The sequence below is a fragment of the Rothia nasimurium genome, from assembly GCF_928381705.1.
Classification (GTDB): Bacteria; Actinomycetota; Actinomycetes; order Actinomycetales; family Micrococcaceae; genus Rothia; species Rothia nasimurium_G.
Window position 1 is genome coordinate 62,872 of sequence record NZ_CAKMSR010000012.1, and the last position, 24,789, is coordinate 87,660.

Sequence of the window (24,789 nt, forward strand, 5' to 3'; positions counted from 1 at the left end):
GAATCACTAAGATGCACTCACAACCTCTCGTCTCAGTTATCATTCCCGTATATAACGCTGCAGATTTCTTACCTTATCAGCTCGAGGCTCTAGCCGCGCAGTTAAATGCTCCACCATTTGAAGTAATTGTTGCAGATAACGGATCAACTGATCACATTAAAAAGGTTATAGATGATTTTCAGAAAAAGCTGAACATATCTCTTATTGATGCCTCACACAAAAAAGGGCAGTCATTCGCACGAAACCTTGCAGTTTTTAAAGCATCAACCAACTATATTTTAGCTTGCGATGCTGATGATGTGGTTTCACCTAACTGGGTTTCAAGTCTTTCACAATATGTACTGGATGAAGACTGTATAGTTACGACTCCACTTTTACCCTTTTACCCTCATTTGGGTGAATCCCCTGAAACAGCACCCGAATCACGTAAAACTCGGGAAATGCTGCTAGGCCTTAATGAATTTCCATTTGCACAGGGAGGTTCCGCAGCCTATAGAAGATCATCCTTTATTGAAGTAGGTGGTTTTGACGAAAGTTTTCGTGGTGGATCAGAAGATATCGATTTATCGTGGCGAATCACAGACTCAGGGCGCAATCTCTACTTCTGCGACAAAGCCTGTTTGTACTATAGGGCCAGAGAAAATGAAGGTAATACTTTTCTACAGGTCTACCGATACGCTAGAGAGAATGTCCTTCTTTGGAAAAGATGTAAAAGTCGCGGTAAATTGATTAACTCTGTTTCTTTTAAAATAGCGGTTATTAGAGCTTTAGCAATTCCATATCTCTACATTAGAAATAGGAATTTTGAGGACTTTGCTAACTATGGGGGAAGACTAGGCGCACTATCAGGAAATATTAAATATCGCCTTTTGCAAAAAAATAATTCTCCTCAATTGATATGGGATTCTATACCTGAGGCCAAAGAATCCTAGAAAGGGAATAAAAAGTGCGAGCTGTCAGATAAACAGTTCGCACTTTATATTACAAGAGATCAAAAATTTTCTCCCAGGTTTCTACCACATACTTGGATCGATATTTTTCTGAATAACTATAAGATTTCTGGCTCAAACTTTTTCGCATCATTGGATTTTTCATATAGAGAGTGAGTAGTTCACTGTACTCTTTTATATCTCCAGGAGGAACCAGTAGTCCTGTTTCATGAAGACTCTCATGTACTCCTGGAGAAACATCATATGCAATTGTAGGAACGCCCATTTGACCTGCTTCAACTATTGTCATTGGCAAGCCTTCAATTTTTGATGAAATAGCGTTGAGAGATGCACTTGAAAATATATTATCAATATTTTGCACAGCAGGATAGAAAGAAACCTCATTATATTCTTCGTATTTCTTAATTAAATCCTGCTTGGTCTCACCCTCCCCATAGAGTTCAAGCTGCCAGCCATCATGCTCAGAGTCTAGAAAAGCCTGGATTAGATGATCGACCTGTTTTGTCTCAGAAAACCTTCCTGCATAGATAATCTTCCGAGTATCCACAAAGGATTCTTTCCTATACTGCTCCGGAATATCAATTATATTTGGCACATGGAAAAATTTCTTGGGAAACTCCTGCGAAAATAGCTCTTGGTCAGTTTCAGAAAGAACCGTAGCATTGTCACAATTTTTTAGGGCAAGTTTCAGATTGATGATATCCTGACTGGTAAGGCCAGATCTTGACATATGCATCTGTACAATTTTTTTGAAACGCTTTAAATTTACTTTTTTCGCTAAGTAATTGAAGCTTTCAAGAGATGCACCGATAATCACTACATCATTATCACGAAGTTTATGAAATTTCCTCCTCAATCTCAGTGAAAGAAATGGGGATCCAAATTTGGAAATTACTCTTCGAAGTGGTTTCAAGTATCTCTTTGACGTATTAAACCCTTTCATATCATCAGTCAGTTTTATCCATGGATTAATTTGAAATATCTTATATTTTTCTTTAAACTCTTCACTAGCAGAGTACATTAAAAAATATTCCACATCATAACCCTTTTCCGTAAGGGCATCGTATAAGTTTCGAGTTGAGGTAACGAGTCCATTAGGAAGAAACAAGTCTGAGACAGCAATAATAATTTTTTTCTTCTTCATAAGAATATCCCTTTCATTTATTTGATAATTACTGAAGTCGGCCCCGAACCAGATACGAAGCTTACCGCTGCACCGGGCTGAGCATTGGTCTTTTCCAGCGTTTCTGCCAGTTCAGGCAACAGTGTAACGGCAGGCGCAGCCAGATCGTTGCGCAGCAGCCCGGCAATAGCCGGCAGGCGCCTCTGCAGCGGCTCAGCCGAGGTTAGTAGATCTATCAGCTCCTGCGGGACCTGCAGGGTTGCGTTCGGAGCAGGGTAGCGCCCCGCCGCGCGGCCGGCGTCCAGCTCCTTAAACACGGCGGGGGTCGACAGCCCAGCCGTTGTTGAAGGCACAAACCCAAACTTCAGTGGCTCAACGCCCTCCGGTACCTCAATCGGCGTGAGTTTGTCCCCCACCCCGGTGCCCACAGCCAGGCCCCCCAAGAGGGCAAAGGGAACGTCGGCACCCAGCGGAGCAGCCAACTCCAGCAGGCGCTCAAGCGCAAGAGACTTAGCGGCCAGGCCTGCCTGCACCAGGTAGTCGTTCATGGCCTTCATGGCGGCGGCAGCATCGGCAGACCCTCCGCCCATCCCACCGGCAACCGGAACAGCCTTATCGATGTGAAGCTGAACGGCGACGTCCTGAATATCCAAGCCCTGGGCAGCTACCACCGCTGCTGCCCCGCGATAGGCCAGGTTAGATTCATCAAGCGGAACGACAGCCGGGTCAAAAGCCCCGGCAGCAACCTGCTCCGCAACAGGAGATCCTTCGGCAACACTCATAGACTGGGCGATACCGGGCTCATGGGCCGAAGAAATCGTGACGCGCTCTAACACGTCGGTTGCGGCATAGAGCGAGGCGACCTCGTGGTAGCCGTCCTCGCGCAGGGGCCCCACCGCAAAGTAGAGGTTGACCTTGCCGGGGGCGGTAGCAGAAACACTGAGAGTCATGAGGAAGCCCCCTCCCCGCTCTGGTCGGCAGGGGCAGGCACCTGCCGGGCGGCTTCGGCAATCTTGATGAAGTCAAAAATATCGAGCTTCTCACCGCGCAGCTGCGGGTCAATGCCGGCGATCTCAAGAATCTCACCGGCGCGGGCAGCAGAGCCGGCCCAGCCAGCGAGCGCAGCCCGCAGGGTCTTACGGCGCTGGGCAAAGGCAGCATCGACAATAGCAAAAACCTCTTCACGAGGCAGGTCAGACAGTAGCTCAGGGCGGCGCTTAAAAGCCACCAGACCCGACTTAATCTTGGGAGCAGGCCAGAAAACGTTAGTACCGATCACCCCTGCCTTAGACACCTCAGCGAACCAGTTAGCCTTGACCGAAGGCACCCCGTAAATCTTAGACCCGGGCTTGGCCGAGAGGCGGTCTGCAACCTCGTCCTGCACCATGACCAGGGCATGCTCAATCGAGGGGAAGGTAGCAAACATATGCAGGAGCACCGGCACCGCCACGTTATAGGGCAGGTTAGCTACCAGGGCGGACGGGGTGCGCGGCAGCTCGGTGACCTTCATGGCGTCAGAGAGCACCACGTCGATACGGTCCTCTGAGCCGGGGCGGAACTTAGCAATCGTCGCCGGAAGCTGTTCAGCTAGAGGGAGATCGATCTCAACAGCAACCATGTCGCGGGCAGCGTCCAAGATGCCCAGGGTCAGTGAGCCCAGGCCCGGGCCAACCTCAACTACCGTCTCATCGGGGCTGATATCGGCAGCAGCGATAATACGACGAATGGTATTAGGGTCAATCACAAAGTTCTGCCCCAGGGTCTTAGTGGGGCGGATACCCAGGGTGGCAGCTAGGTCACGGATTTCTTGGGGGCCCAACAGAGCATCGGGCGCAGGAGATTGCTGTTCAGTCACGCACCCTAGTCTACCGGGTCTGCTCCAGCACAGAGGGTCTCCCCGTAGTCAGAGCGCCACCGGTAGAATTATTGCTCGTACCCAGCCACCCAACCCCGGGGAACCTATGCCTACCGCACCTGCCGCGCACCAGCGTCCGCCCATCACCGCCCTCACCAGGGCGCTCACCAGCACACCGGCCCTGGTCACCGCCCTAGCGCTCACCGCCATCAGCGCCTACCCCTTCCTCTGGGACGAAAAAATGGTGGCCCGGGAATTCTTTGACCTGCAGGTCTACTACGGCGGGGTGGCCCACTGGCTAGAGACCGGCCAGCTCTACAACTGGGCACTGCCTCCCGAGGAAATCTACGGCTTTACCTACCCGCCTTTTGCAGCCCTGGTTTTCACACCTTTTGTGTTGCTCACCAGTGCAGATACGGCTGGGCCAATATTTCTGTTGCTCAATATTGCCGCGCTGGTAACCCTGGTCTATCTCTCCTGCCGGGGTATGGGGGTAGGCAAGCGCCCTGCCCTGGCAGCCGGGCTCTGGCTCACTCCCCTGCTGCTCAAGTTCTTCCCTATCAGCTTCAACATGGAGCTGGGGCAGATTAACCTCTTTTTGGTGCTGCTGATTCTCACCGACGTCATCTACCTCAAGAACACCCGCTGGCACGGGGTGCTCATTGCCCTGACCGCCTGCATCAAACTCACCCCGGCTATCTTCGGCCTGCTCTTTCTCGCCACCCGCGATTGGAAGTCTCTGACCCGTTTCGTGGGCACCGGTCTGGCCTCTATCGCGCTGAGTTTTGCCGTCGATTTTGAGGTAGCCCGCGAGTACTTCACCGAGAAAATCTTTGAATCCTCCCGCGTGGGCTCCATTACCGGGGCGCTGAACTATAACCTGCTGGGCACCTGGGCCATGCTCTTCCCCAGTTGGCTCACCGGCCTCCTCTTTGCTATCACCGCCCTGGGGTCGGTAGTGCTGACTTACCTGGCCATGCGCAGGTTAACGGGGCAGGACGCCCCCGGCGCCTACCTGGGGGCAGCCTCCTGTGTTGCGGTGCTGGGGCTCTTGCTCTCCCCCATCTCCTGGACCCACCACTGGGTCTGGTTCGTGACCTTCCTCATCTTCGCAGGTCTCTACGGCTGGCGCACTGCGCACAGCGGCTACCTCTACCTGGCCGCCACCGGCACATTGATTTTTGCTATGCCCTTTGCGGTCTGGTTTGGCGGGCACAACTGGGGCGGTAACGAATGGCCCGAGCACCTAGCTCTCCTACACGCCCTGCCGGTGGTCTGGGCCGTCGCCTATATCGCACTAGCAGCTAGAAGCCCTCAATCCCCCAGCTCCCGTAGGCTGCCAGAGAGTTAGCGCGAATATCCCGGCAGAGCTCTTCCAGGTCAGCCCCCAGGTGTTCAGCCATGAAACGCACGGTGTAGTTGGTCGTGTAGCTGGCATTGGGGCGACCCCGGAAGGGGTGGGGGGTTAAGAAGGGGGCGTCGGTCTCAGCCAGGATAAGGTCCCGGCGGGCTAACTTCAGCGACTCTTGAATACCGTGCGAGTTCTTGAAGGTCACGGTGCCCGCAAAGCTCATGTACCAGCCCTGGTCGTTGCAGATCTCGGCTAGGTCGGGCTCGCCGGAGTAGCAGTGGAAGATGACGGTCTCGGGTGCGCCTTCGCTCAGCAGGATGCGTACAACGTCCTCGTGCGCATCGCGGTCATGAATCTGCACGGCCTTACCGTGTTTCTTCGCCATACGGATATGGGCGCGGAAGGATTCCTCCTGAGCCCCCTTGCCCTCTTCACCGGTACGGAAGTAATCCAGACCGGTCTCTCCCAGGGCACGGACGCGCGGGTCAGCGGCCAGGGTGTCGATAGCGGCCAAAGCCTCCTCTAGCTGGCCAGCCTCAGCCAGCTTGGGAGCCTCATTAGGGTGCAGGGCTACAGCGGCTAGCACGCGCCGATCGGCATGGGCAGCGCGGACGGCATACAGTGAGCTGGGCACATCACAGCCTACCTGCACAATTGCACCGATACCCAAGGCCTCGCCGGTATCGAGAGCGTCGCGGGCGGTTACGGCAACCTCACCGTCCAGCAGGTCCATATGGGTGTGGTTATCGACAATGGCGTAGGGCAGGGGCGCAGGAGCTGGTGGAAAGACCAGGTTGCGGCGGCGTCCGTCCTCGCCCTTCTCTCCGCGGCGGCGAGTGCCCTCCCCGCTGGGTTCCCCTGCGGTGTTGTAGCGGTCAGCCCGGTAGGCCGGGGGTACTTCGCCCTCAAGAATCGGTTCGGGGGCCTCAAAGATGGTAGCGGCCTGCTCTGCCTCACTGGGTAGGTAGGAAGCAAAACGCTGGGCAAGCTCTGATAGCTCATTAGCAGCCATCGAATGGCGGTTGATGCACACGGGTAGATCCTCTTGATATAGATAAAGAACATTAATTCATACAGCTTAAATCCTCCCATACATCGTTGCCCACCAGCAGCCTTACAGCAGTTAAATCACGAGATAGTAGGACTTCCCTTCAGGAAACAACGACAAGAAATAATAAATTTTAAATCAATGATTTCCCACAAGGGATAGATATATTCTATTTTAATAAATTTTTTCCATAATTAGAAAATAAAAACTTTTTAACCGTAAACATCATGACCCATAAATTCACTCCCAGCCCTCCTCAGCAAGTAATAATCCACTCATACTAAGAGACCACCTAAAACTAGTATGCAGAACACGCCACGTCTTGATCTGAGCAATGACTCACTCCATCACCGACCGCAACCGACTAAGCACCCAGCCATTCTGCCTACTCCTCGGCACTAGGCCTAAACTATGCCTGACGCTTCATCAGGGTAGCCACCCCCAGGCTTATGCAGCTCTTATTCGCTAAAGTCGTCGCATTTAGATACTCCCCCAAGCCCATGAGATTTAAAAGCATAAGCGTCACACCTAACCCCAAGGGCCGAGTCGCGGTCACCATTAGGAGTCAGCCGCCTGATTTTACCCAGGCGCTGTGGACTTATAGAGCTGCGAAGGAGTATTGCGAATTGCTGGCACTTCAGGTCTGTTGCAGGTTTGTTGGGCAACAACATCCTCCGGCGCAATCTTGAGAGTATCCCTAGCGTTTTATCTGATCTTTACTGCTGCGCGATGCTTTGCTTAGTTTGCAATGAGAACTTTTAAGCAACCCTCGTTAAATATTATCGGTAATTTTCTGTAATTACACCAAGAGTATCATCTTTATAAATATGTTTATGGTATTTTAAGGAAATTGGATGAAGGATTTCGCCTAATAATTCCGTCCAGCCAAAGGGGTAACCCTGAGGTGGATTATAACTATCACTTTCACCTGCATCAGCAGCCTCTAGAGCTATCATGCGTTCAGTCATACGACGCTCCATTTCTTGCAAAGCTTCACCGGCCAATGGAGTCTGTGGCTTAAAGGCAAATAAACCCATGCCCATCAATAGACCGTAGTGGCGTCTAATCTGCTGCCCAAGATGACCAGGAACATTTGCGGTGCTCCACCTCCCAAGTTCAGGATAGCCCGTCGCCCACAATCCATCATCACTATTAAGAATCCGAACACTATTAGCTAAATCTCCACGGATTTCTTTAATATCCGTATAAATGCCACCGTGGTGATACATAATATACATACGCAAGTAGTCAGCTTTATGCACCGGTGTTAGATATCTAAAACCAGGGTGAACACCTCCCCTTACTTCAACTTGAGAAGGGTTGGTTACCAGCTCATAAGGAATTCCTAATTTCTTAAGATATTCAAGATTGCGCAAACGGTTCGCTGTGAGCTCATTCTTCCCCATCCACAAAAACCACAATTTCAAAGGAGCTTCTCTTGGTGCTGGAACTGGGTCAAGACTATTTGACATAAAAGTAGCCCCAGGATTTTCTCGGTAGGTATAGGGAATCAACCTATCCTTTGTAATCCAAAACTTGTCTTTTCCATTTTCTATGTGGGGTTTAAATTTATGTTTTACTTGGTAAAAAATACTGGACATCGCACTACCAAAATTCTCGAAGAGAAAGAGGATAATTTCATTATCATGGACAGGAATATACTTGTATATTCCTGAGCTCCAGTATACCCAAATACTACCCCTCACGCACCGTTAGTACCGCCTCATACAAGTCACGCTTGGACACCCCGTAAGAGGCGGCAACCTGTGCACAGGCATCTTTCAGACGCACCCCGCCATCCACCAGTTCAAGGACGAGATCGGTTAGGTTCTCTGCTTCTTCGGCCTCAGGTGCGGGCGCCCCCTCCACCACGATGGCAATTTCGCCCTTCATGTGCTTGGACTCTGCCCAGGTGATTAGTTCTGCCAGGCTACCGCGGGCTACTTCTTCGTGCAGCTTGGTAAGTTCGCGGCAGACAGCCGCCCGGCGCTGCGCTCCGAAGGTTTCAGCAAAGTCGTGCAGGGTTGCGGCCAGCCGGTGGGGAGACTCGTAGAAGACCATGGTCCGCTCTTCGGCTGCAAGGGCCTTAAGACGGCGGGTGCGGTCTGAGCCCTTGCGGGCCAGGAAGCCCTCGAAGGTGAAACGGCCCGAGGGTAGGCCGGAAACGGCAATAGCGGTGACCACAGCCGAAGGGCCGGGCAGGGCGGTGACGGTCAGACCAGCATCAGCTACGGCAGCTGCCGCCACATAGCCGGGGTCAGAAACCGCTGGCATACCGGCATCCGACATGAGTAGCACGGTCTGCCCGGCTGCCACGGCCTCAACAATCTGCCCGGCACGGTCGGCCTCGTTGTGGTCGTGGTTGACCAGTACCCGACCCCGGGTGGTGACACCCAGCCCGGCAGCGAGTTTGCGCAGGGTACGACTATCTTCTACGGCCAGGACGTCGGCGGACGCGAGCGCCTCACGCAGACGCGGGGAGGCGTCGGCTAGGTTACCGATGGGGGTGCCGCCCAGGACGAGGGCGCCGCCTTCGGCCGGCGCAGCGGGCGTGGTATGAGGGGAGGGTTCCATAGGGTTAAACCCTACTACTTTTGCTCCCCTACAAGTAGGGACCAGATTCCTCCCGACGTCCTTGTCCGCCACACATACAATCGTTACTTTTCTGGTCCCTTGTTACCTGAGCGCTGCGATTCTGCTGCTCCCGTTTTTCCGTTGCATGGTGGCAAGAACTTCACGAACGATCCTCTGCGGGTGGTTCACAACGGTAGACCAGTCATAGCGCAGCACATCCCACCCCGCATTTTTCAGTAGCTTCTCGCGTCGCACCTCGTTGAAGAAAACCTCATCGCGGCTCTGGGAATCAAGGTATTTCACCCGCCCATCAAATTCGAGGGCAATCATTTCATCTTCGTAAGCAAAGTCGAGCCGGAAGTGTTCGTTGTCAACCCAGACATCAACCTGCTGGGTTGGCAGGGGTAAGGGGCTCATGTGTAAGACCCATTTCAGTTTGCTTTCACCAGCACTCTCGCTCGAAGAACTCATGAGGCCGACAACCGTCCGCATTTTCTGAACTCCGCGCCCCCTCTGGCGCCCCAAATATTCCGCGACTTCCTCAACGGTGCATGCTCCCTGATAAAGCGCTGACTCAACCGTAACTAGCGCTGAGGACGGATGCAGGTAGCGGCAACAGTCAGCTAAAGTCCGCAGGCGGGTAGTGAGGTGAAATAAACCGTGCGATGACGTCGTATCGAGAGCTGTATACGAATAGTGCTTTGCAATACCTTGAGCACGCCCCCGTGAACTAGGGTGGCACTGTACATCTACCAGCTTCTGATCTACCACAGCAAAGCCATGCAACCAGGCAGCGGTTTGGTGGGTAAAGATGGTTTGAGGGTTCTTCTTGTAAACAGCAGAAATAAAATAGGGGTACTGCTGATAGCGGGGAAGCTGACGAAAATTTGACTGGGTTGTATAAACACCAGGGAGGAGACGAGTCAGCTCCTGTTGTCTAACCCGGCGAGCGATAACAGTAGAGCTCATACCCAGCTGCTGCAGTTCCCTGTAGGTATAAACGGTTTGAAGGCTATCGAGAATATCCATGACAGCATTCTGTTGTGTATGAGCTAATTTTCTAGAACTGATGTTTCCTGTGGATAAAGTTTCTCCCAGTCTCAACGTATTGCGCCAAAAAAGATTTTTTATCGGTCGGGTTGTTACAGCGCATAAACAGATATCCACAGGGTAGCTTCACCACCCGTGGCTAGAACCCCTGCCCCTCGTAGGGACCAGAAAAATACCGACTGTAGGTCATGGCATGAAGTATTTTGGGAGGAATCTGGTCCCTACTAGATAGGACCAGAGGAAGCTGGTCCCCACGCGTCAGCACATGATTCTGCTGCCCCGGGTAGCATATCTAGGGTGACATCTAACCCTACCTCTGCCGTCCTGACCCTCAAAGACGCTTTCACCGAGTCAGCCCTCCGGGCGCGACTAGCTGTAACAGCGGTACCGCTGCCCCGCTACGGCTGGGTGGCTCCCCTGCTTGTGCTGGTGCTTGCCGGGCTCATGCGTTTTGTAAACCTGGCTAACCCTAACGCCATCGTCTTTGACGAAACCTACTACGCTAAAGACGCCTACTCCCTGCTGCACTTTGGGTATGAGCGCAACTGGTCTGATACAGCCAACGAGACCTTCGTTGCCGGAGCCCCATCGGGCGTCCTTGAAACCGCCGAATATGTGGTCCACCCGCCGGTTGGTAAGTGGATGATCGCCTTCGGCATGGCATTTTTTGGGGACGATAACCCCTTTGGGTGGCGCTTTGCCGCAGCACTCACCGGCACCCTGTCAGTAGGCCTGGTCATGCTGGCTGGTTGGCTGCTCTTCCGCTCAGTGACGGTAGCAACCCTTGCCGGTCTGCTGATTTCTATCGACGGCTTGCACTTTGCGCAGTCCCGTTTTGCCCTGCTGGATATCTTCCTCATGTTCTGGCTGCTGGCTACCTTCGTGGCCCTACTGCTTGACCGCTATCAGGGTAGGCGCCAGCTCGCTGCCCGAATCGCAGCCCACGCCCGCGACCACAACGGCACCCCCACCGACGACTTTATGCTTTACGGGCCCTGGCTAGGCTTCCGTTACTGGCGGTTCATCGCCGGCATCTGTGCGGGTCTGGCGGTCGGCGTCAAATGGAACGCTCTCTTCTTCATCGCTATCTTCGGTCTGCTCACGGTATTCTGGGACGCCAACGCCCGCCGTATCGCAGGTATCCGCCGCTGGTACATCTCGGGCTTCCTGCGCGACGGCGTCCTCGCCTTCTTTGCCCTCATCGGCACCGGCCTACTCACCTACCTAGCGACCTGGACCGGTTGGTTCCTCTCAGACTCCGCCTACGACCGTAATTGGGCAGCAGAGCACCCCGGCGAGGGGGTTCTCTGGTTGCCGGAGTCTCTGCGCTCGCTGTGGGAGTACCACCGCTCTGCCTATGCCTTCCATTCGGGGCTGGATTCCCCCCACACCTACGAGTCCCCGGCCTGGCAGTGGCTGATTTTGGGTCGCCCCACCAGCTACTACTATGAGTCACCTGACCTGGGCGTGAACGGCTGTACGGTTGATTCCTGCTCTGAGGCGGTGCTGAATATCGGCAACCCGCTCATCTGGTGGTCCTTTATCATCGTTGCAACCCTGTCCCTGCTCATTGTGCTGCTGCGCCGCGACTGGCGTTTTGCGGCCCTTTTCGCGGTCTTCGCGGTGGGCTACTTCCCCTGGTTTGCCTACCCCGAGCGCACCATGTTCTTCTTCTACGCCCTCTCCTTCGAGCCCTACCTGATTCTTATGCTGGCAGGTATTTTGGGGCTAGCGCTAGGACGCCCCGGCGACAGCGTACGCCGCCGCCGGGCAGGGCTACTGGTGGTAGGGCTCTTTGTGGTCTTCGCGCTGTTAGTCTCTATCTACTACTGGCCTATTTGGACGGCCCAGACCGTCCCCTACACCGAGTGGCGCGAACGCATGTGGTTTGACGCCTGGATTTAGGGGCTTACTTGGTCAGGAGTTCTTTGAGCTCCTGACGCTCTGCCCGGCGCTTGAGGGCTAGCTGCTTGCGGTAGCGGGTAGGCCAGGTCATAGCGAGGATGGCTGCCATCATCAAGAGGGTGAGGGCACCGGCGGTGGCGGCGGCATCCACCCAGAACTGGGGCGGGTAGAGACGGATGAGGGTGTCGCTCATGCGGAACTGCCAGTTGCCCTGGGGGAAGAAGACCTCGTGGAAGGTGGTGAAGAAGGCTTCCCAGCCGATAGCTCCGGCAACGCCCAGACCGATGAGTAGGGCTAGGGTGAGCCAGGCACCGGTGAAAAGGGAGGAGCGCAGGACGCCCGGGGCCCGCAGGCGCAGGGTTCGAGCTGAGAGCAGGGCCAGCACCAGCATAATGAGGGCAAAGGTCATACTGATCAGCATGACCCGTTTGACGTCGGTCATGTGCTCAACTTCGCTGGCAAGGAAGGCAGTGTTGCCGCCGGTGGTGATATCGGCCAGGTAGGTGTGGGGGGCAAAGTTCAAGATATAGTCCAGCCCGTAGGAGCCCAGACGCAGTCTTTCTTGGGTATCGAAGCCGTAGCTGTCTGAGGGGAAGCCGGGGCGGTGGTATTCGAGCCAGAGGAAGGCGGGGCTGGCGACGGCACGCACGGCTAGCATGATGGTCAGCACGGGAACGGCCAGGGCGATGATAGCCCGGCGCAGCCCCAGCAGGCGGGGCTTGTCGTCTACCGCGACTTCGCGGGCTTCGGCGCGTTCTGCAGCCGGGGTGGATTCAGGGGCGGACGCGTTACCTTCGGGAGCTGCCACCGCGGCTAGGGGCGCGGTCCAGGGGGCGGCCTCGGAGGGAGCGTCCGCCCCGGTCTGCTCTGCCGACGGGCTGGTGTCGCCTACCTCGTGGGCGGTAGGAGCCGGAGTCTGAATACCGCGTTCAGCCCTGCGGGCTGATAGTAGGCTATCGGCCTTAGGCGTGGTGACGGCGGGGGTGAGTTTCTTCCACTCCTGGTTCTGGTCGGGCTGCTGGGCCACGGTGGGTTTCCTCCCGGGTATGTAGGGTGCGTCTGCCTGTGTATTCTACGCGGTAGATATCAAAAACTCCCGCTCGGGCACCGGAGATGGTGCTACAGAGCGGGAGTTTTGCAGTCTGTGCCGGTTAGGCTCTGGTCTTACCAGTTACCCTTCCAGGTTGGGTCGTGGTAGTTGGCGAAGGGGATGTTCCAGTCGCCGTAGCCGTCATCGGGGTCAGCTTGGGGGTAACCGGTGTTAACGGTCTCCACCACATCGCCTACGCCGAAGGTGTTGTAGAAGAACTTAGCGTCATCGGGCAGCATACCGATGCAGCCGTGGGAGACGTTTACCCGGCCTACCGAAGACCAGGCTGAGGGCAGGGCCTGGTGCACGAATACGCCGCCGGAGGTCAGGCGGGAAGTCCAAGAAGCCCAGAAAGGCTCGTAGTAGTGGGGGTCACCAGGAGCCAGGTTAAGGGAGCCAGAGTTAAAGTAGTAGCTCTCGGCCTTTTCCATGATGACCAGCTGGCCCACTACTGAAGGCCAATCAGCATTTCCCAGGGTGATGTATGCTTCGCGCACCATGACATCATCAACGTACATTTTGATGGTCTTGGTGTTGTTATCTGCAAAAGCGTAGCGCTTATTCCAGGTTTTGAAGGTACGAGTGGTGGTGTGGTTACCGATCATGCCGTTGCCTACATCGAGACCAAAAATATCAATGGTGACAGTTACGGTAGAGTTAGTGGCCCATTTATCTTCAGGGCGATAACGCACCATGTAATCGCTGTACCAACGGAACTTACCGGCTTGGTCGCCTCCGCCCTTCACGGTGATGCGCTTTTCTACTTCAGCCTTGTTGAGCACGGGCTCAGAGAAGTTGAACTGAATGATTTTGCCGATGCCGTAGCTGGCTCCATCTTCAAAGTTCATGAGGGCGTCTACTTCGTAGGCAGCGGAGACAGTAGAGAAGGTGCTCTCGCCGGTTCCTGCGGTACCTGCAGCGTCTTCTGCTTCCCACTCTACGGTGTAATCGCTGTGGAAGAGCATACGGTCGGTGGATGTCCAGCTCTTACCGTCTGCAGCTAGCTCACCGGCGAGTTCCTCACCCTCCGCGGTGGCGACAGTAACCTTGGTGAGTGTTGAGTCTGTGGTGGTAACGGTGACGGTCTCGATGGGGTTGATTTCTACCTCGTCGAGGGCGGGGTAAACCTCTACAGTACCGGCAAACTTTACGGTGGGAGTGGGGCTTGAGCTTGCAGTCGCAGCGGCACTTGCGCTGCTGGTACTGCTCTCGGGTGTGGAGCAGGCAGCAAGAGTCATTGTGCCCAGAGCTCCTACGGTCACGAAGGACCGACGGGTAAAGGTGTCTCGGTTGGCTGCGTTGATGGGGTTGACCACGAACTTATCTTCCTTATGTCACGTACTGTGGGCGCAAGTGTGTTGTGTGCTCGTCAAAGTTTATCGGATAAGGGCTCTTTTTGATATAGGGCCTACAAGAAAACCCGTTGGTCATAGACCAACGGGTTATACCGGATCTCGCTCTAAACAGAACGTAGGGGTGGGTAGGACGCTTCTGCCTGCTCTTCTGCCGCGGGGCTGGTGGTGGGCGCGTCCAGGCGCACAACATCCCAGCCTTGGGGGGCGGTGAGACGGTCAGCGTGGAATTCACACAGGTCGTAGGCGTGAGGTTCCCGGTGCACGGAAAGGGGGCCAATCACAGCGGTTGACTGGGCGTAGGCATAAGTGAGGGTGAAAATAGCCTCACGCTGGCAGGTTTGGCGTGAGCACTGGCGGGTGATTGCCATGAATCAAGCCCTTCTTTCTTAGATAGCTTGCTTGCGGAGGCGGCGGCGTTCACGCTCTGATAAGCCGCCCCAGATACCGAAGCGCTCGTCGTTTTCCATGGCGTATTCTAGGCAGGCTTCGCGAACGGGGCATTCGCTGCATACTCGCTTAGCGTCGCGGGTTGATCCGCCCTTTTCAGGGAAGAAGGCCTCGGGATCGGTCTGGGCGCAGAGGGCATCTGCCTGCCAGGAGAGTTCGCCGTCGTCACCGTCTGTGCTGTAGATGCCGGCGGCCTGCTGCCAGAGGGAGAGGGCGTCGGAGTCTGTGGAGAACATGTCGGTAGCTGAGCTGCTGGCGAGTGAGTTTGCACGGCCGCGGCTTTTGGGGGCTGCGGCGTTGAGCAAAGCGGTAGCCTGGTCTTCTAAGTACTGGGCAGAGTGCATAGTGTGGTACTGGGCCGCATCAGGCGTGCGCCCTGCAGCGCCCTGAGGTAGGCGGCTGTGGAGGCCCATATTCTTCCCTTTCATATCCCAAACAGAGGACAGAATAAAAAATTTCCCTGCACCTAATTACACGCGTGTAACGGCCCGTTCGTCAAGCTGGGATTAAAAAAATCTTCTTCACACGAGATTCTCTCACAAAAATTTGCGTTTCTCTGTGGTATATGCATTTGCTGCGGCGGGGGCTCTCTGGCCGCGGGGCGGGCGGTGCCTTAGAGTAGGGAGCATGACAGCTTCTTTTTCCCAGGTCGGTTCTTCTTTTCCGCAGTTCATGGCTCTTTTGGCTCAGCGCCAGTCCCCTGCCCTGCTCTGGTATTCGGCTCCCGGTGAGCGGATTGAGCTTTCGGGCCGGGTTTTTGACAACTGGGTTGCAAAGACCGCTAATTTTTTGGTCGATGAGTGCGAGGTTGAGCCCGACTCCCTGCTAGCGCTCCCCCAGCGCCTGCACTGGCGGTCGCTGGTTTTGGCAGCAGCTGGCCTGCGGGTCGGGGCAACCCTGGCCTGGGGGCAGCAGGCGGGGGCGGACGTCCGCGCCGCCTTTGATACGGCAGAGCTAGAGGGGGCCGAGGCAGAATATCTGCTGGCTGTAGCCGCCGAGCCGCTGGCACCCCGGTTTATGGGGCAGCTACCGCCTGATGTACTTGATTATGCCGCTGAGGTGAGGTCCCACCCCGACATCTATGTGGGCTGGGCTGCCCCAGCAGCAGAGGGCCAGGCGTGGGAGGGCACCAGCTATGGCCAGCTAATGGAGCAGCTTACCGAGCAGGCGAGAGCCCTGGGCGCTAAACACGAGCCTGAGGTAGCTGCCCTCCAGGTTCCGGGGGAGCACTTCGATGCCGCCTATCTAGAGCAGACCCTGGCGGTCATGGCTTCAGGCCGGGCAGCTCTGGTTCTCGACCCGGCAGTAGCCTGGGAGCAGGAGCGTCTTAGTCGAGTTTTGGGCGACGAACGGGCCCGGTCTCTGCCTTCTCAACGATAGGCAGGGAGCCGGTCATAATCTTGGTGGCCTCTTCGATCAGCTCGGCCCGCTTTTCTTCGGAGGTCTTATCGCCGTTATGGCTCCTGCTCTGAGAGAAGACCCAGAACTTGTACAGGAAGTAGCGCACGATAGTGCCCAAGATGGTGCCAATGATGGTACCCGAGATAAAGGACGCCCGGGGGCTGGTCAGATCCAGTACGTAGAGGCTAAAGAGCACACAGGATGCCTCGATGCCGATGCCGATGGCGTTGACGATGCCGAATTCAATGGCCTCGCGTACCTTGTTACCGGTGCGTTTTTCGCGGAAGGTCCACAGGCGGTTTGCTACCCAGGAGAAGATGGTGGCGACAATACCGGCTACGACCTTAGCCTTGGCGTGCCCATCGGACAAGATGGAATGCATCAGCGTCCAATAAATCACCGAGTTAATGATGAAGGCCAGGCCACCGACGCTCAGGAACTGGGCTATCTCCCGGCCGTGACTGTGCCACAGGGTCTCTAGACGCTGTTTGAGTGCGCTCATCGTTTCTCTCCCTCGTCGTATGGTGCGGGGCCCCTCCCGGCGGGAACTGGTATAAGTTCGACAGGGAACGTCTTGACGCACCGACTGAACTGGGGAGCAGGTCTTATTCTGTTCACATAGTACAGGCGCAGCCCTGCTGCCAGCCCGCTTACCGGGGTAGTGTTTTGCTCACAGATAGCGGAGCATTACCTGGGAGATAGCCCGGTATGGCGGTGCCTGTTCAGCATGTAGCTGGGGCTTTTACAAGCACCCTACACCCAGGTAGCCTAGTGAATGTGACTTACCCTATGACTGGACCAAAAATTGGTGTTGTAGGTGGCGGCCAGCTAGCGCGCATGATGGCGCCCGCCGCTACCGAGCTTGGCTTCGATCTTCGTATTCTTGCTGAGAGCGAGGACGTCTGCGCTCGCCGAGCGGTGCCCTTGGCACCGGTGGGTGACTACCGGGATTACGATACCCTGGCAGCTTTTGCTCGCGAGGTCGATGTGCTCACCTTTGATCATGAGCATGTGCCCACCGATTTTCTGCAGCGTCTGATGGATGAGGGCGTCAATGTTCAGCCCCGCCCCGCTGCCCTGGTCCACGCCCAGGACAAGATTGAGATGCGCAAGGCCGTTGACCGCCTGGGCCTGCCCAACCCCCGCTGGGCCGAAGTGCGCACCCTAGATGAGCTTCTCACCTTCGGTAATGAGGGTGGTTGGCCTGTTGTTCTGAAGACCCCTCGCGGTGGCTATGACGGCAAGGGCGTGATGGTGCTCGATGATGAGCAGGACGCCCGCGAGAAGTCAGCGCCCTGGTTTGAGCAGCTACCGGCCCGCACCGATTTTTCAGCACTCCTAGTAGAGGAAAAGGTTCCTTTTACCCGCGAGCTTTCTGCCCTGGTAGCCCGCCGTGATTCTGGCCAGGTTAAGGCCTGGCCCGTAGCCGAGTCCATTCAGGTGAACTCGGTGTGTGACGAGGTTATTGCCCCGGCCCCCGGCATCTCCCCCGAGGTAGCAGAAGCTGCCCAGGCAGCCGCCCTTAAGGTTGCAACCGAACTGGGCGTCACCGGCGTGATGGCCGCTGAGCTCTTTGAGGTTCCCGGCTCTGAGGCGGGCTTCCTCATTAACGAATTCGCCATGCGCCCCCACAACTCCGGCCACTGGACCCAGGACGGCTCAGTCACCAGCCAGTTTGAGCAGCACCTGCGGGCCGTTGCTAACTACCCCCTGGGTAGCACCGACATCAAGGGCGAGGTCGCCCTGATGAAGAATTTCTTGGGCGGCACCAACGACGATATCTTCGGCGTCTACCCGCAGCTCATGGAAACCTACCCGGCGGCCAAGGTGCACTACTACGGCAAGGCAGTAAAGCCCGGCCGCAAGATTGGGCACATCAATATGGCCGGGGCAGCCGCTGACCTTGAAACCCTGCGGGCAGAGGCCACCGCGGCAGCCTCCCTGCTCACCGACGGCCCTTCTACCCCCTAACCCCGCGGAATCAGCCCGGCCCTACCCAGGTGGGGCGGGCGTCCGCACCACCCCTACCTTCAAGGAGCAAGATGACCTCCCCCTACGACTCCAATAACCCCATTGTCGGCATCGTGATGGGCTCAGACTCAGACTGGCCGGTCATGGAAGCAGCAGCTGAAGTCCTCGAAGAATTCGGCATCCCCTACGAGGCAGACGTGGTTTCAGCCCACCGCATGCCCGAAGACATGATTGCCTACGGCCGTGAAGCAGCAGACCGCGGTATCCGCGTCATTATCGCCGGTGCCGGCGGTGCAGCCCATCTGCCCGGTATGCTGGCATCCGTTACTCCCCTGCCCGTTATCGGTGTGCCGGTCAAGCTCAAGTCTCTCGACGGCATGGATTCGCTCCTGTCGATTGTGCAGATGCCTGCCGGCGTGCCCGTCGCGACCGTCTCCATCAACGGCGCCCGCAACGCCGGCCTGCTAGCCCTGCGTATGCTCGGTTCAGGCAGCGACGGCTTTGCCCGCCAGGTACGGGCCGACCTCGTAGACTTCGCCGCTTCCCTGCGCCAGACCGCCATGGACAAGGGTGCCGCTCTGCGCGCCAAGGTTGAAGAGCACAAGGCAGAACTCGATGGTGAAGGGGCCGCCCCCAACGCACCCGCACAGCCGCTCACCGCTCCCGCCCACAATGACGAACGGGACGGCCAGCAAAAGACCCCCTACGCGCCCTAACCCCCTGCCCAGCGGCTCCTGCCTGCCCCTCGGCAAGTTAAGGAAGACCGCTCCGGGAGCACCCAGCTTCTTTCAGTAGTGTGGTTGAGTAGATTTCAAGATACTCAACCACACTCAGTTATTTTTTAGGCCCACCACGCCAGGGAGGCAAACACATGTCCGGTGAGCGCAAGCGCCCACGCTCCGCAGCCCCTATCACGGGTGTCAGGGGGCGGGGCCAGCACCTGGTAGAACCTACCTACACCGATCCGCTGAAACACCCCGAAGCGGCATCGGCATCCGTCCGTACCCGCCGGGCCTGGGTCTTGCTCCTGCTCACCCTCTTCCTCCCGGGCTCTGCCCAACTACTGACCGGGCAGAAGACTCTGGGGCGCCGGGCACTAAAGGTTACCTTCACTGTCTGGGGCCTTGTGCTAGCTCTACTACTACTCTGGACGCTCCGCCGCACCCTCGTGCTTTCCCTGGTCACCAATACCTGGGTACTGCTACTTGTAGCAGCGGCCCTGGTGGGTCTAGCTATTGGCTGGGTCTGCCTCTTCCTAGCAACCCTGCATGCCATTCGACCGGGCCTGCTCCAAGGCCGCTCTAAACCACTGGTCACTCTTGCCCTCGTCGCCTGCATCGCCCTCACCGGTGGCGGGCTAGGCTACGCCGCCTACATCACCTGGGTAGGGCGCGGTGCACTCGGCAACATCTTCGCCGGCGGCACCCCCATCAAGGAACAGGACGGCCGCTACAACATCCTGCTCATGGGCGGGGACGCCGGCGCCGACCGCGTAGGCCGCCGCCCCGACTCCATGACCGTGGTATCCATCGACGCCACCACCGGCCAGGCCATCACCATCTCAGTACCCCGCAACCTACAAAACGCCATCTTTGAAGACGGCTCCCCCCTCTGGGGCGTCTACCCAGAAGGCTACAACTGCGGCGACGAATGCATCCTCAACGCCCTCTACCCCACCGTCACCGCCGACTACGCTGACCTCTACCCCGGCGCCGACGACCCCGGCGCCGAAGCAACCATGGACGCCGTCTCAGGCGTCCTCGGCATCACCGTCGAGAACTACATCCTCATCGACATGTCAGGCTTTGAGCAGCTCATCGACGCCCTGGGCGGCATCACCATCGACGTAGGTGGCTACGTTCCCATCGGCGGCGGCACCAACGAAATTACCGGCCTGCCCAACCCCATCGACGACTACATCGAGCCCGGCGTACAGCACCTCGACGGCTTCCACGCCCTCTGGTACGCCCGCTCCCGCGAAGGGGCCTCAGACTACGACCGTCAAGCCCGCCAGCGCTGCGTACAGGCAGCTATGCTCAAGCAGCTCGACCCCGCCAACGTACTCACCAAATTCGCAGACATCACCGCCGCAGGCGAACAGGTCATCGAAACCAACATCCCCCAAAACGGCCTCGCAGCCCTCGGTGATGTTGCCCTCAAATCCAAAAACTACGACCTGATCCAGTTCGCAGCAGGCCCACCCTACTTCGACACCCTCTTCCCCACCTACCCCGACTTCGACCAGCTCCACACCGCAGTCCAGCAGGTCATTGCAGACTCAGCCTCAGGCATCCAGCCCACCGTCACCACCGCAGCTGCCTCAAGCACCGGCTCAGCAGCGTCCGGCCCCTCAGGCCTCGACGTGATTGAAACCGCCGCCTACCGCGCGCAGCTCACCTCAGAACTCAGCGAGAACGGTACCTGCTCGGTCCCCTAACCCCACGACCTACAGCAAAACGGTAAGCTGGTGCCCATGAGTACAATTCTGCAGTCAGATATTTGGGCCCAGCTCCAAGAAGCCAACGGCCATCAGGTCTTCCGTGGCGAAGGTAAAGGCTGGCGTTACATGGCCACCCTTGAAGGCGGCTCCACCGGCCGCTACCTCTACGCCCCCTACGGGCCCGAAGCCGACAGCGCCGCCGCCTTCGACGCAGCCATCGCAGATATGAAACGCGTAGCAACCGACAACAAATGCTGGTTCATCCGCATTGAGCCCATCAATGACGCAATCTGGGGTTCCCAGAGCGGCGAAGCCTTCCTCGCCGCCCGCGGATTCACCCTCTCACCCCGCCAGGTGCAGCCCTCACACACTCAGATTATTGATCTCACCCAATCTGAAGATCAGATTCTGAAAGACATGAAATCGACCAACCGCAACCTGCACCGCAACATCCACAAGAAGGGTGTAACCTTCGAAAAGTCCCAGAACCCCGCAGATATAAAGATTCTGCTCAAGTATCTCGACGAAACCGCCGGTCGCGCTGGCTTCAACCGCCAGCAGGACGACTACCTCACCCGCGTCGCCCAGGTACTCATGCCAGCGGACGCCGCGGCCCTCTTCATCGCCAAGGTAGACGGTGAGCCTATCGGAGCCTCCCTCACCTACGATTCAGACGACACCCGCGTCTACGCCCACGCAGCAACCTCCTTTGCCCACAGGAAACTTCAGGTAGGTAACCCCCTGCTCTCCACCATCATCCTGGACGCCAAAGAAAAGGGCCTGACCTACATGGACCTCTTCGGCATCGCCCCCAACGACGACCCCAACCACGAATGGGCTGGCTTCACCAAGTTCAAGAAGTCCTTCGGCGGCACCTCGGTAGCCTACCCCGGCACCTGGGACCTGCCCGTCTCAACCACTGGCTACAAGGCCTACCAGGGCATCCGCGCAGGCCGCGAAGCCCTAGCTCAGGGCAAGAAGTTCGCCACCGGCACCCTGCTCTCCGAGGCCAAGGACGCCGTCGGTAAGGTTCGCGCGCGTATCGGTAAATAAGATTGAGCAGGTCTTCCCTTCGCCGACTAACCTTCTTGGGCTCGCGCTGGGCGCTCGCCCAATTCATGCCAGCCCCAGCCAGTCGGCTTTCGGGAAGACCTGCTCAATCTCTAGTATCCGAACCTACATCTGCTCTAGAGTTCTAACGGTTCATGGTCCCGGCGATCATTGCCGAGTAGCGGGAGAGCTTGTGCTCAGCCTCAATCAGGCGCACGGTGCCTGACTTAGAACGCATGACCAAGGACTGGGTGGTGACGGTGTCACGGCCGTAGCGCACACCGCGCAGCAGCTTGCCGTCGGTGATACCGGTTGCGGCGAAGAAGCAGTTATCGGTGGTGACCAGCTCATCGGTGGTAAGTACCGCATCCAGATCATGGCCAGCGTCCAGGGCCTTCTGGCGTTCGGCGTCATCAACGGGGGCCAGACGTCCCTGAATAATGCCACCGGTGGCCTTGATAGCGCAGGCAGCCACGATACCCTCAGGGGTACCGCCGGTGCCCATCATCAAATCTACGCCGGTGCCCTCACGGCAGGCGGCAATAGCACCAGCGACATCGCCGTCAAGAATCATGCGGGTGCGGGCGCCAGTTGCGCGAATCTCTTCAACGAGCTTAGCGTGGCGGGGGCGATCCAATACGCAGACAGTAAGCTGGTTAATGCTGGTGCCCTTAGCCTTAGCGACCAGGTGCAGGTTCTGCTTGACCGGCAGGCGCAAATCGACCAGATCAGCCGCCTCGGGGCCGGTAACCAGCTTCTCCATGTAGAAGACAGCGGAGGGGTCAAACATGGTGCCGCCTTCAGCTACCGCAATGACGGAAAGCGCGTTATCCATACCCAGAGCGGTCAGGCGGGTACCGTCGATGGGGTCAACGGCAACATCGAACTTAGCTCCTGAGCCGTCGCCCACCTGCTCCCCGTTGAAAAGCATGGGGGCCTCGTCCTTCTCACCCTCGCCAATCACCACAGTGCCGTTGAAATGCACGGTCTTAAGGCGAGCGCGCATGGCATCAACAGCAGCACCGTCCGCCATGTTCTTGTCGCCTGCGCCCACCAGCGGGCCCGAGGCAATAGCGGCAGCCTCGGTTGCGCGCACCAGTTCCAGCGCCAGGTTACGATCTTCGTTGCTTACGTTTGACATGACTCACCTTCGAGTAGCTTCCAACAGTGCCAGCTGGCTCCCTGCGCAGGGCGCTCAGCCTCCACCCTCTAGACTACTCGCTTCCCCGCCGTGTTACGGGCCGGTACGCCCCTACTTGACACAGATGACGCCGGCAATTCTCACTCGCAAGTGGCACAGGGCGCCCCCTTTAGACCAGAATAGAAGGCGTGACTTCATCGACTAACCCCAGCAACCAGCCCCTGCCCCAGGCGTCCGCCCCCAAAACCCAGGCCCCGGACGCCACCGAGCAGGTAGTCCCACAAATTACCGAAAAGCAGGCTGCCCGCATCAATGCGCCCGCCCGCAATATGGTGATTTCGATGATCGTCATGGTGCTCTTGCTACTGCCGGTCATCTGGCTGATGCCGCAGCCCAACAAGAACCCCTACCGACCCACCGTTGACCTCCCCGTGATTGCCTACGAGGCCAGCGCCCAGGCAGGCTACCCGGTTGCAGCCGCCGAACAGGAAGGCTGGCACTACAACTACGCCCGCTGGAACACCGGCCAGGCAGACGGCATCAACTACTGGTCCACCGGCCAGGTCACCCCCTCCAACGACTTCATCGAGCTCATTCAGGCCACCGACACCAACCCCACCTGGGTTGCCCAGACCGTAGGTCAGGCTGTACCCGAGGCTACGGTGCAGGCCGGGGGCGTGGACTGGGACGTGCGCTCTCTCGTGGATGCTGACGACAAGAGCAAAGTCACCACTTTCTACATCGGAGAGGTAGACGGTACCACCGTCATTCTCAAGGGCGAGGCCGAGGCAGCTGAATTCCAGGCCCTGGCTGAAGCTACTGTCGCCTACATGGCAGCCCCCTCATCCACCGCCTCCCCCACCCCCTCAAGCGGAATCCAATAAGCCGCCCACCGGCGTCCTTACAAAAATGTAATTCGCCTTACACAGGTTTTTAGGTGGGCAGGTTGCTAGGTTAAACCTAAACCGCTGCGAAAGGACGCCCGCCGTGAGCACTATCGAAACCCCCATCCAGGCCTGGGAACGCCTTGTCGAAGGCAATGCCCGCTTTGTGGAGGGCAACCGCTCCCACCCCCACCAGGACGCCGCCCGCCGCGCTGAACTGGTAGCTGGCCAATTCCCCTTCGCCGCAATTTTCGGTTGTGGCGACTCCCGCCTGGCAGCAGAAATCATTTTCGACCTCGGCCTGGGCGACGCCTTTGTGGTACGCACCGCCGGGCAGGTGCTGGACGACGCCGTCCTCGGCTCCCTGGAATACGCCAGTGGGGAGCTCAAGACCCCGCTCATTATGGTGCTGGGCCACGACTCCTGTGGCGCTATCACCGCCACCCACAAGGCCCTGGTCGAGGGTGAAATGCCCGGCGGGTTTATCCGCAATCTGGTGGAGGGTATCTTGCCGTCAGTTATTTCACCGGAGTTGCCCGAAGGTGCCTCTATCAACGATATGGTGGTGGAGCATACCCGCCAGACTGCAGCCCGTATTGCCGAGCAGTCCGGGATTATCCGTGAAGGCATCGAGGACGGCACCTTGGCCGTCATCGGCGTCTTCTACCACCTAGCCGACGGCAAAGCCGACCTGGTTTACTCTTCCTCCCCCGAAATTGGATATGGTAAGAACAGTCAGCCTTAATAGGGAAGACACCATATCCCCACTAAGTCACGAATATTCACACCCTGCATGACCAGAATCACGAGAGACTGAGGTTTATTCATAAGGGGTTCTGCAGGCTCACACTCGTTACCGACCCTCTCGCCTGATTCGTTTCGCTCGCTAGGCGATTCACTCCATGTACCGAGCCAGCAGCTTCACTGTGAGCCTGCTCCACTTACCCTAATGGATAAGCCTTACTACTCAACAATACGAGTGATGATTTTACTAAATCTATAAAAATTCTATCGGTGCACAGTTACCGAGGCTTATTCAAAAGTAGACACGCACCCCACACCCACCAACTAGACAACGGCCCCACCCGCGGCAAAAATATGAGCGTTAAATCTCTACAAATAACCTCAAGCCATACCGGACAAGACCGTTGCTA

The 24,789-nt window shown here is 57.1% G+C and carries 23 protein-coding genes; 10 read left to right on the top strand and 13 right to left on the bottom strand.

The genetic code is table 11. The annotated features are described in order from the left end of the window. Nucleotides 1-11 precede the first annotated feature (11 nt). The gene (locus L6762_RS10170; protein ID WP_237187125.1) at nt 12-932 is read left to right on the top strand and encodes a glycosyltransferase; all 921 of its coding nucleotides are present in this window, start codon (nt 12-14) and stop codon (nt 930-932) included. Nucleotides 933-981: 49 nt separating this feature from the next. On the opposite strand, the gene L6762_RS10175 is transcribed toward L6762_RS10170, so the two are convergent. Genes L6762_RS10175 through rsmA form a run of 3 tightly spaced genes read right to left on the bottom strand, consistent with a single transcriptional unit; the run spans nt 982 to nt 3,928 of the window. Then, nucleotides 982-2,094 (bottom strand): glycosyltransferase, encoded by a 1,113-nt coding sequence (locus tag L6762_RS10175; protein ID WP_237187126.1) that lies wholly within the window; start codon nt 2,092-2,094, stop codon nt 982-984. Between the two features lie 17 nt (nt 2,095-2,111). Next, a complete protein-coding gene (locus tag L6762_RS10180; protein ID WP_237187127.1) occupies nt 2,112-3,023 on the bottom strand; it encodes a 4-diphosphocytidyl-2C-methyl-D-erythritol kinase in 912 nt (303 codons plus the stop codon). Next, nucleotides 3,020-3,928 (bottom strand): 16S rRNA (adenine(1518)-N(6)/adenine(1519)-N(6))-dimethyltransferase RsmA, encoded by a 909-nt coding sequence (gene rsmA, locus L6762_RS10185; RefSeq protein ID WP_237187128.1) that lies wholly within the window; start codon nt 3,926-3,928, stop codon nt 3,020-3,022. Before rsmA ends, L6762_RS10180 begins: the two co-directional genes overlap by 4 nt. 106 nt (nt 3,929-4,034) lie before the next feature. On the opposite strand from rsmA, the gene L6762_RS10190 reads away from it, so the two are divergent. Beyond that, nucleotides 4,035-5,279 (top strand): glycosyltransferase 87 family protein, encoded by a 1,245-nt coding sequence (locus L6762_RS10190; RefSeq protein ID WP_237187129.1) that lies wholly within the window; start codon nt 4,035-4,037, stop codon nt 5,277-5,279. Here L6762_RS10190 and L6762_RS10195 read toward each other — a convergent pair. The 4 genes from L6762_RS10195 to L6762_RS10210 all read right to left on the bottom strand — a co-directional run bounded on the left by L6762_RS10195 (nt 5,233) and on the right by L6762_RS10210 (nt 9,930). Then, nucleotides 5,233-6,291 (bottom strand): TatD family hydrolase, encoded by a 1,059-nt coding sequence (locus tag L6762_RS10195; RefSeq protein WP_423817122.1) that lies wholly within the window; start codon nt 6,289-6,291, stop codon nt 5,233-5,235. The genes L6762_RS10190 and L6762_RS10195 overlap by 47 nt on opposite strands. Nucleotides 6,292-7,106: 815 nt before the next feature. Next, nucleotides 7,107-7,928, bottom strand: a complete 822-nt coding sequence (locus L6762_RS10200; RefSeq protein ID WP_237187131.1) for a glycosyltransferase — start codon at nt 7,926-7,928, stop codon at nt 7,107-7,109. A 94-nt stretch (nt 7,929-8,022) separates the two neighbouring features. After that, nucleotides 8,023-8,901: a 16S rRNA (cytidine(1402)-2'-O)-methyltransferase gene (gene rsmI, locus L6762_RS10205; RefSeq protein WP_237187132.1), complete on the bottom strand. Its 879-nt coding sequence runs from the start codon at nt 8,899-8,901 to the stop codon at nt 8,023-8,025. 102 nt (nt 8,902-9,003) lie between these two features. After that, nucleotides 9,004-9,930, bottom strand: coding sequence for a DUF559 domain-containing protein (locus L6762_RS10210; RefSeq protein WP_237187133.1), 927 nt, complete (start codon nt 9,928-9,930; stop codon nt 9,004-9,006). 318 nt (nt 9,931-10,248) lie between these two features. Between L6762_RS10210 and L6762_RS10215 the strand changes: the two genes are divergently transcribed. Further along, nucleotides 10,249-11,856, top strand: coding sequence for a dolichyl-phosphate-mannose--protein mannosyltransferase (locus tag L6762_RS10215; RefSeq protein WP_237187134.1), 1,608 nt, complete (start codon nt 10,249-10,251; stop codon nt 11,854-11,856). A 4-nt stretch (nt 11,857-11,860) separates the two neighbouring features. On the opposite strand, the gene L6762_RS10220 is transcribed toward L6762_RS10215, so the two are convergent. The 4 genes from L6762_RS10220 to L6762_RS11965 form a co-directional block, all read right to left on the bottom strand. After that, nucleotides 11,861-12,883 carry a TIGR01906 family membrane protein gene (locus L6762_RS10220; RefSeq protein WP_237187135.1) on the bottom strand — a complete coding sequence of 341 codons (1,023 nt, stop codon included), beginning with the start codon at nt 12,881-12,883 and terminating at the stop codon, nt 11,861-11,863. A gap of 137 nt (nt 12,884-13,020) precedes the next feature. Next, nucleotides 13,021-14,262: a L,D-transpeptidase gene (locus L6762_RS10225; RefSeq protein ID WP_237187136.1), complete on the bottom strand. Its 1,242-nt coding sequence runs from the start codon at nt 14,260-14,262 to the stop codon at nt 13,021-13,023. Between the two features lie 143 nt (nt 14,263-14,405). Further along, nucleotides 14,406-14,669, bottom strand: coding sequence for a DUF3499 family protein (locus L6762_RS10230; protein WP_185173418.1), 264 nt, complete (start codon nt 14,667-14,669; stop codon nt 14,406-14,408). A gap of 18 nt (nt 14,670-14,687) precedes the next feature. Further along, a complete protein-coding gene (locus tag L6762_RS11965) occupies nt 14,688-15,161 on the bottom strand; it encodes a WhiB family transcriptional regulator (RefSeq protein WP_272878706.1) in 474 nt (157 codons plus the stop codon). Nucleotides 15,162-15,375: 214 nt separating this feature from the next. On the opposite strand from L6762_RS11965, the gene L6762_RS10240 reads away from it, so the two are divergent. Continuing rightward, a complete protein-coding gene (locus L6762_RS10240) occupies nt 15,376-16,128 on the top strand; it encodes a TIGR03089 family protein (RefSeq protein WP_237187137.1) in 753 nt (250 codons plus the stop codon). Here L6762_RS10240 and L6762_RS10245 read toward each other — a convergent pair. After that, nucleotides 16,076-16,651, bottom strand: coding sequence for a GtrA family protein (locus L6762_RS10245; protein ID WP_237187138.1), 576 nt, complete (start codon nt 16,649-16,651; stop codon nt 16,076-16,078). The genes L6762_RS10240 and L6762_RS10245 overlap by 53 nt on opposite strands. Before the next feature lie 287 nt (nt 16,652-16,938). Between L6762_RS10245 and L6762_RS10250 the strand changes: the two genes are divergently transcribed. The 4 genes from L6762_RS10250 to L6762_RS10265 all read left to right on the top strand — a co-directional run bounded on the left by L6762_RS10250 (nt 16,939) and on the right by L6762_RS10265 (nt 21,613). After that, the gene (locus tag L6762_RS10250) at nt 16,939-18,120 is read left to right on the top strand and encodes a 5-(carboxyamino)imidazole ribonucleotide synthase (protein ID WP_237187139.1); all 1,182 of its coding nucleotides are present in this window, start codon (nt 16,939-16,941) and stop codon (nt 18,118-18,120) included. Between the two features lie 71 nt (nt 18,121-18,191). Next, the gene (purE, locus tag L6762_RS10255) at nt 18,192-18,836 is read left to right on the top strand and encodes a 5-(carboxyamino)imidazole ribonucleotide mutase (RefSeq protein ID WP_237187140.1); all 645 of its coding nucleotides are present in this window, start codon (nt 18,192-18,194) and stop codon (nt 18,834-18,836) included. Between the two features lie 155 nt (nt 18,837-18,991). Further along, the gene (locus L6762_RS10260; RefSeq protein ID WP_237187141.1) at nt 18,992-20,557 is read left to right on the top strand and encodes an LCP family protein; all 1,566 of its coding nucleotides are present in this window, start codon (nt 18,992-18,994) and stop codon (nt 20,555-20,557) included. A 36-nt stretch (nt 20,558-20,593) separates the two neighbouring features. Next, entirely contained in the window at nt 20,594-21,613 is a 1,020-nt protein-coding gene (locus L6762_RS10265; RefSeq protein WP_237187142.1) for a lipid II:glycine glycyltransferase FemX, read from the top strand. A gap of 142 nt (nt 21,614-21,755) precedes the next feature. Here L6762_RS10265 and glpX read toward each other — a convergent pair whose 3' ends face one another. Then, a complete protein-coding gene (gene glpX, locus L6762_RS10270; RefSeq protein ID WP_237187143.1) occupies nt 21,756-22,751 on the bottom strand; it encodes a class II fructose-bisphosphatase in 996 nt (331 codons plus the stop codon). Nucleotides 22,752-22,939: 188 nt separating this feature from the next. Between glpX and L6762_RS10275 the strand changes: the two genes are divergently transcribed. Both L6762_RS10275 and L6762_RS10280 read left to right on the top strand, forming a co-directional pair. After that, nucleotides 22,940-23,635 carry a DUF4245 domain-containing protein gene (locus tag L6762_RS10275; RefSeq protein ID WP_237187144.1) on the top strand — a complete coding sequence of 232 codons (696 nt, stop codon included), beginning with the start codon at nt 22,940-22,942 and terminating at the stop codon, nt 23,633-23,635. 103 nt (nt 23,636-23,738) lie between these two features. Then, nucleotides 23,739-24,380 carry a carbonic anhydrase gene (locus tag L6762_RS10280; protein WP_237187145.1) on the top strand — a complete coding sequence of 214 codons (642 nt, stop codon included), beginning with the start codon at nt 23,739-23,741 and terminating at the stop codon, nt 24,378-24,380. Nucleotides 24,381-24,789: the final 409 nt, after the last annotated feature.